The 1,204-nt window shown below is 63.1% G+C and carries 2 protein-coding genes; both read right to left on the bottom strand.

Annotation, left to right across the window (positions count from 1 at the left end; genetic code table 11):
- Window positions 1-25 precede the first annotated feature (25 nt).
- The gene (locus CJZ82_RS19450) at window positions 26-421 is read right to left on the bottom strand and encodes a transposase (RefSeq protein ID WP_255381110.1); all 396 of its coding nucleotides are present in this window, start codon (window positions 419-421) and stop codon (window positions 26-28) included.
- Window positions 422-510: 89 nt separating this feature from the next.
- On the bottom strand, window positions 511-1,161 hold the full coding sequence (locus tag CJZ82_RS19445) for an ISAs1 family transposase (RefSeq protein WP_094556995.1): 651 nt from the start codon (window positions 1,159-1,161) through the stop codon (window positions 511-513).
- Window positions 1,162-1,204 lie beyond the last annotated feature (43 nt).

The following is a 1,204-nucleotide window of genomic DNA, read 5'->3' as shown; positions in this document are numbered from 1 at the left end:
GCCAGTAGCGCCGTGATGTCGTGAGTTACGGCCTGCATGCGGCTCGAATCGACTGAAATCCAGCCAGTCGGAGCAGGTTGAGTGCTGCCGTCCTGAGCGTGGCCATCGCCCCAGCTCCATTGCCCTGGTAGCGGTGGGCATCTTCATGGAGCTGGGTGTCGCTAATCCAGTGCCAGCTCTCAATGCTCCAGCGGTCTCTCACCAGTTGCAGCAGGGCTTCTGGGGTGGTCCGCAGGCTGGTGAGGAATCGGTGCGTGGCTTTGAACGGCTTGTCTCCTCGGGTGCCGATCGCTGTCACCTCCACGATCCAGCCGGTGCCGCTCCAGGTCTCGCGGATGTGTTCCGGTGCCTGTTTGGCGCGGAGCGTCCAGGTGATGGCACGGCCATGACCTTCCTCGAAAACACTTGCCTCAACAGGGATGTGGCGTTTCCCCTGGAACTGGCATCGGATCTGGCGATGCAGTGTCTTCTGGTTGGCTCACCGCTTCGCGGATGGCTTCGCCTACACCGTCAGGAGGAAGTCGGCCCCCTGCTCCTGGAGCTGTTGAAAATCGGGCGCTGCGTGTGCAGGGCATCCGCCTGGATCAGCACCCCCTCCAGGTCGAGCTCGCCCAACAGCTGTTTCAGCACCGCCCGCTCGTGGTTCTCACCGGTGGCGTAGCAGGCCTGGGAGATCGCCACACCCAAGGCGGCCGAGTACAGCGTCACCTGGGCGATGAACGCTGAACCGCCACCAGGCGTGGGCTTGACCGATCCCCGCAGCGTCTTGCCATCACAAATCAGTTGGTCGAGATCCGCTGCACCACCTGGGATCTGAGCGATCGTCCAGTCACGGATGGCCGCGCACAGGGCCGCGACATCCACCTGCAGGAAGAAGTAACGGAACGCCGAATCCGATGGGGGCCGGCGCAGTTCAAGCCCAAGCGACTTGGTGAGCGCGGCGTGGTGACGGCGAGAAAACCGCTCCAGATCCCGCAGGCTCTGGCAACCGCTCAGGATCCCGAGCACCGCCACCAGCAGCAAATACCAGGCCGGAATGCGGACCCCACGCCGCATGCGGGCATCCGGAATCGCCTGCAGGAAACTGATCAGATCAAGATCAGTTGCGGCAGAAGCGGTGTCGAGCACAAGGAGGAGGCGATACCACCGAGCCAACCCCATGCTGGCAGCTCAGGCCAGAGCGCCTGTGACACACTTTGAATCA

The organism is Synechococcus sp. 1G10 (assembly GCF_002252625.1).
Lineage (GTDB): Bacteria > Cyanobacteriota > Cyanobacteriia > PCC-6307 > Cyanobiaceae > Regnicoccus_A.
Note: the sequence above shows the minus strand (reverse complement) of the source record. Positions and strands in the feature narration are given on the sequence as shown.

What these genes read in the sequence shown, in the direction of transcription:
- CJZ82_RS19445 (WP_094556995.1), bottom strand. Translation starts at nt 1,161, where the DNA reads ATGGGGTTGGCTCGGTGGTATCGCCTCCTCCTTGTGCTCGACACCGCT.